Source organism: Aeromicrobium sp. PFPM2_SD2 (assembly GCF_057364525.1).
Genome location: NZ_JBNFNZ010000148.1, coordinates 1 through 5,414, shown reverse-complemented (window position 1 = coordinate 5,414; position 5,414 = coordinate 1). Strand labels below are relative to the sequence as shown.

The following is a 5,414-nucleotide window of genomic DNA, read 5'->3' as shown; positions in this document are numbered from 1 at the left end:
CGGCTCGACCGGCGTTCGACGGCGGTCGCGCCGCGGCACGCCGCCTCAGCGGCACGCCGGCGACCCCGCTGGCGACGTCGAGCGGACGCGTCGGCGGCGCTGGAGGCCGCCCTGGCCACCGCGCGCGTCGCGTACGCGCACGAGTCGGTCGGCGCCATGGCCACGGCGCTGGAGACGACGTCGAGTACCTGCGCACCCGCAAGCAGTTCGGCGTCCCGCTCAAGACGTTCCAGGCGCTCACCTTCCGTGCCGCCGACATGTACGTCTCGCTCGAGCTGGCCCGCAGCACGGCGGCCTGGGCGGCGCTCGTCCTGGCCGACCAGCCCGAGCGCGCCCCCCGAGGCGGCCCGGCGCGCGGCGGCCCAGGTCAGCAAGGCCGGCCGGCACGTCGGCCAGGAGGCCATCCAGCTGCACGGCGGCATCGGCATGACCGCGGAGTACTCCGTCGGCCACTACACGGCGCGGCTCACCGCCATCGACCACCTGCTGGGCGACGGCACCGAGCACCTGCGCACGCTGGCCGCCGCCGTCGGCGACCACGGCGTCGTCGACCCCATGCCCTGATTTCACGAACCCGCCCCGGCGGCCGTCCGCCCGGTCTATGGTGTGGTTCGCCACACGAGTCAGGGAGGACGACGTGAGCGGTGACGCCTGGCCGGTCGCGCCGGTCGAGACGTTCAGCGGGGTGGACGCGCTGCTGCACCTCGCGCGGCGTCAGCTCGGCATGGACCTGGCCGCCGTCACCCGCTTCGACGGTCCCGTGTGCCGCGTCCGCAACGTCTCGGTCAGCACCCGGGTCGGCACGCGCACCGTGCTCACCCACGCGCGGGCCGAGTGCGCCTGCGACCGGTCGACCGTCGCTGCTCGTGCACGACGCCATCGCCGACCCGCACTTGACCCATCTCGCGGGCCTGTGGCACCTGCAGATCGGCGCGCTGGCCGCGGTGCGGCTCACGACCGCCGACGGCGAGCCGTGGGGCGTCCTGGCCGTCGCCTCGCACACCCCCGCGCCCCGACCTCGGCGACGAGACCCTGGCCCAGCTCGAGGCCGTCGGCTCGACGCTGCTGGACGTGCTGCTCGCCGAGGGCGTCGGGCCGGACGTCGTCGACCAGGTGCACGACGTGGTCGCCCGCGGGGCGCTCGAGGTCGTGCTCCAGCCGCTCGTCCACCTGCAGACCGGCATGGTCGTCGGCCACGAGGCCCTGACCCGCTTCCCCGGCAGCGACAAGCCGACCTCGGACTGGTTCAGCGACGCCACCGCCGGCGGCGTCGGGCCCGTGCTCGAGCGCGCCACCGTCGAGCGCGCACTCGACCTCCTCCCTCACGTCAAGGGACGCCTGTCGGTCAACCTGTCCTCGGAGACGCTGCTCGAGCCGTCGTTCCGGGCCTGGGCCGAGGAGATGCCCTGGCACCGGCTCATCCTGGAGATCACCGAGCAGCAGCCGGTCGAGGACTACGAGCGGCTCTCCGGCGTCCTGGAGCACCTGCGCTCGCTGGGCGCGCTCGTGGCCGTCGACGACACGGGGTCGGGCTACTCCAGCCTGCGCCACGCGCTGGCCGTCGAGCCGGACCTGGTCAAGCTGGACCTCTCGCTCGTGCAGAGCGTGCACAGCGACGACGCCCGCCAGGCGCTCGTGTCGGCGGTGTGCTCGTTCGCCGAGCGCATCGGGGCACGGGTCGTCGCGGAGGGCATCGAGACGCCCGAGGACCTCGCCTGCCTGGTGACGCTGGGGGTGCAGCTCGGGCAGGGGTACCTGCTCGGACGTCCCAGCGTCCTGGCGACGGGAGCGGCCTCGTGAGCGACACGGGACGCTACGCGTCCTGGCACCGGCACGGGGCGACGACCGCCGCGATCATCGGCACGCTCGCCGCCGTCGCCACGGTCGCCACCAACGAGATGAGCGCGGACGTGCTGCTGGCGCTGGCCGGGTACGTGACCGGCCTGGTCGTGCTGCTGCAGGTCGTCAAGGACCTGCGCCCGCGCGCGTGGCTGGCCACGTGGTCGGTCTGGGGCCTGATCGGCATGACGGCGCTGTCGACCATCGCGCCGCAGTCCACCCAGCTCACCGTCGGGGTCACCACGTTCGCCTTCCTGTTCGCCGGCCTGACGCTGCCGCCCAAGCGCTCGTTGTGGCTGCTGCCGATCGGCGTCGGCATGCTGCTCGTCGTCCTGGACACGCCGCCCATGCAGACCGTCGTGCGCGTGTGCGTGCTCGTCGCCGTGTGGGTGGCGCTGGCCGAGTTCCCCTCGCGCCTGCTGGACGCGCTGCGCCGCGAGAAGGCGGCCCTGCGCCGCGAGCGGGTCGACCTCGTGCAGGTCAAGGAGCAGCTGTCCGACAGCCTGCACCGCTTCACCCAGCTGTTCGAGGCCAGCCCGGTCGGCATCGCCCTGCTGGACGACGACCACCGGTTCGTCGAGGTCAACGAGCGGCTCGTCGACATGGCCCAGGTGCCGCGCGAGCGGCTGCTCGGCCTCAGCGCGCTGGCCGTCATCGACGTCGAGGACGGGCTGCCGATCTGGACGGCCGAGAGCGGCACGGCGCCCGAGCAGGTCGAGCAGCGCTACGTCCTGCCCGACGGCACCGAGCGGTGGGCGTGGCTGTCGTTCGTCAACGTGCCCGGCGACGACCAGCGCAGCTGGACGCTGGGCTACATCCAGGACGTCACGGACCGCAAGCAGGCCGAGCTGACCGCCGAGCGGTCCCAGCGGGTGCTGGAGGCGGCCGCCGCCGTCGCCCGGGCCGCGTCGATGGGCGAGGACCCCCGCCACGTCGTCCTGGAGGGGGTCGCGTCGCTGGTCGGCAGCGACCTGGTGGGCGTCGTCGAGCGTGAGTCCGCCGGCACCTGGAGCGTCGTGACGCTGCGCGACGGCGTGCTCGGCCGCCAGTCGGTGCCCGACGCCATGGTGACGACGTCGCTGCGCGAGGCGTGGCAGACCGGCAAGCCGCTCGTGCGCACCGACGGCCCGATCGGCGCCGGCGGTGCTCGAGCGGCCGGCGTAGGCGATGGCCTGGCACCCGGTCGTGCTCGACGGCCAGACCCAGGCCGTGCTCACCATCGCCTGGCGCGGCGAGGACGACGTCCGGCCGCAGGAGTTCCAGGACGTCCTGGACGTCATCGCCGCCGAGATGGCCGCCGCGCTCGCCGGCGAGCGGCTGCGCCACCAGCTCCAGGAGATGGCCGCGCGCGACCCGCTCACCGGCCTGTCGAACCGGCGCGACCTGGCGCTGCGCTTCTCCCAGCTCACCGAGCGGGCGGCGGCGGACGGCACGCCGGTCACCGTCGTCATCCTCGACCTGGACCTGTTCAAGCGGTTCAACGACGCCCACGGCCACCTGGCCGGCGACGACCTGCTGCGCACGTTCGCCGGACGCATCCGCGCCACGATCCGCCGCACCGACCTCGCCGGTCGCTGGGGCGGCGAGGAGTTCGTGCTCGTGCTGGACGACTGCCCGGCCGAGAAGGCCCAGGAGATCGTCGACGCCGTCCGCTCGGGCGTCCCCCGCGGGCAGACCTGCTCGGTCGGCTACACGCAGTGGCGTCCGGGCGAGACGCTGGAGTCGGTCGTGGCCCGCGCGGACGACGCGCTGTACCAGGCCAAGGACGCCGGACGCGACCGCGCCGTCGGCGTCTGAGGCCACGCCGTCACGCGTCCGGGCAGCAAAAGGCCCCTCACGCACCCGGCAGAGCTTGCTTACCCTTGCTGCATTCCTGCCCTGGGGGAGTTGGGCCAGATGCCGCCGCGTGAGGGGTTGCCCCCATCCTAGCCAGGTCCCACCCGTTGTGACGAAGCCGGGGCGGACCCAGTACCCTCGTCCACGGAGGATTCGCATAGTGGCCTAGTGCGCTCGCCTGGAACGCGGGTTGGGTTAACGCCCTCAGGGGTTCGAATCCCCTATCCTCCGCCACACGACGCCCCGGCTCCTCGAGCCGGGGCGTTCGTCGTCCCTAGGTGACCGGGACGATGCGCGCGTCGCGCAGGGTGCCGTCGGCGATCTCGAGCAGCCCCACCGTGCCGTGCGGCTGGCGCCGCTTGTCGGTCGGCGACCCGGGGTTGAACACCCGGAAGCCGTCGTCGGCCGTGTCGTCCGACGGGATGTGGGAGTGGCCGAAGACGACGAGCCGCGCCTCGGGGAAGCGGCGGCGCATCCGGCTCAGCCGGCCGGCCTTCTGCCCGCTGTCGTGGATCATCGCCACCGGCAGCCCGGCCAGGTCAAGCTCGAGCGTCTCGGGCACGCCCCCGCCCCAGGCCGCGACGTCGGCGCCGTCGTTGTTGCCGAGCACGACGTGCACCGGTGCGATCGCGGTCAGCTCGTCCAGCACGCCGGGCACGCACACGTCGCCGGCGTGGAGGATGACGTCGACGCCGTCCAGCACCTCGCGCACGCGCGGCGGGCAGGCCTTCCAGAACCGCGGAGCGTGGGTGTCGGAGACGACGCCGACCCGCAGGCGGCTCACGTGCGCGGCACCGCGCCGGGCACCGCCGCGCGCGAGGCGACGCGGAGCTGGTGCCGGGTCGAGACCCGGACGACCGCCCAGTACGTCACTGCGACGAGGGCGCAGCCGACCACGGCGTCCAGCACCCAGTGGTTGCCGGTGCCGATGATGTTGACGGTCATGAGCACGGCGTACACGGCCGCGGCGTGCCGCACCAGCGCCGGCACCCCGGCACGCCACAGCGCGATGGCGACCCACAGCGCCCAGCCCGCGTGCAGCGAGGGGAAGGCGGCCAGCTCGTTGGTCAGGTGGCCCAGGCCGCGCGGGGCGGACGCGTCGGCGCCCCACCAGCCCACGTCCGAGTGCGCGGCCAGGACGTCCACGTAGGGCGCCCCGACCAGCCGCGGCGGGGCGGTCGGCATCGTCAGGTAGCAGACCAGGCCGCCGAGCGAGGCGGCGACGATGGCGCGCCGGGCGACGAGGTACTCGGTGGGCCGGCGCAGGTAGAGCCAGACGAGCACCACGACGGTGACGACGTAGTGGGTGGTGGCGTACCAGAAGCTGGCCACGACGCCGAGCCACGCGTGCTGCACGAAGACCTGGTTGATCGCGTGCTCCCAGTCCAGGAGCAGGGCCTGCTCCAGCTGGAGGATGTCGTGGGCCCGGTCGTGCGCGGACGCGGCGTCGTCGGACGCGAGCGTGCGCGAGGCGCTGTAGGCGACGTAGAGGGCAGCGATGAGCGCGAACTCCCGCATGCCCCGGCCGAGCTGCACGCGGGCAGTACGCAGGGTGCTGCGCGTGCCGATTGCCATGCCGTCCCTCTCCCACGTCCTGGCCCCATGCTGCACCCGGCGCTCGGCTCGCGGCACCAGGCACGCCCCGGACGGACCCCGGGGACGAGGACAGGCCCGGCCAGGGTATCCCCGTGCGCCCCCGCGCGCCGAGGGGTCGGCCGCGGGCTTGCGGGCTCGGACGC

The 5,414-nt window shown here is 74.1% G+C and carries 5 protein-coding genes, 1 tRNA gene, 1 other RNA gene and 1 pseudogene; 5 read left to right on the top strand and 3 right to left on the bottom strand.

The features are described 5' to 3' along the window. Positions 1-68 precede the first annotated feature (68 nt). The 4 genes and pseudogenes from AC2W7G_RS08605 to AC2W7G_RS08590 all read left to right on the top strand — a co-directional run bounded on the left by AC2W7G_RS08605 (position 69) and on the right by AC2W7G_RS08590 (position 3,636). On the top strand, positions 69-641 hold the full coding sequence (locus AC2W7G_RS08605) for an acyl-CoA dehydrogenase family protein (RefSeq protein WP_485868066.1): 573 nt from the start codon (positions 69-71) through the stop codon (positions 639-641). 430 nt (positions 642-1,071) lie between these two features. Beyond that, entirely contained in the window at positions 1,072-1,800 is a 729-nt protein-coding gene (locus AC2W7G_RS08600) for an EAL domain-containing protein (protein WP_485868065.1), read from the top strand. Between the two features lie 98 nt (positions 1,801-1,898). Beyond that, a pseudogene (locus tag AC2W7G_RS08595) lies at positions 1,899-2,627 on the top strand (PAS domain-containing protein); the annotation flags it as partial. Positions 2,628-3,006: 379 nt separating this feature from the next. Beyond that, positions 3,007-3,636 carry a GGDEF domain-containing protein gene (locus AC2W7G_RS08590; protein ID WP_485868064.1) on the top strand — a complete coding sequence of 210 codons (630 nt, stop codon included), beginning with the start codon at positions 3,007-3,009 and terminating at the stop codon, positions 3,634-3,636. Between the two features lie 28 nt (positions 3,637-3,664). Here the strand turns inward: AC2W7G_RS08590 and ffs are convergent. Next, an RNA gene (ffs, locus tag AC2W7G_RS08585) (signal recognition particle sRNA small type) lies at positions 3,665-3,755 on the bottom strand. Between the two features lie 66 nt (positions 3,756-3,821). Between ffs and AC2W7G_RS08580 the strand changes: the two genes are divergently transcribed. Next, a tRNA-Ser gene (locus tag AC2W7G_RS08580) sits at positions 3,822-3,909 on the top strand. 40 nt (positions 3,910-3,949) lie between these two features. Here AC2W7G_RS08580 and AC2W7G_RS08575 read toward each other — a convergent pair. Together AC2W7G_RS08575 and AC2W7G_RS08570 are read right to left on the bottom strand one after the other, a co-directional pair. Beyond that, positions 3,950-4,459, bottom strand: coding sequence for a metallophosphoesterase family protein (locus AC2W7G_RS08575; RefSeq protein WP_485868063.1), 510 nt, complete (start codon positions 4,457-4,459; stop codon positions 3,950-3,952). Further along, positions 4,456-5,250, bottom strand: coding sequence for a phosphatase PAP2 family protein (locus AC2W7G_RS08570; protein WP_485868062.1), 795 nt, complete (start codon positions 5,248-5,250; stop codon positions 4,456-4,458). The genes AC2W7G_RS08575 and AC2W7G_RS08570 overlap by 4 nt, the downstream gene beginning before the upstream one ends. Positions 5,251-5,414: the final 164 nt, after the last annotated feature.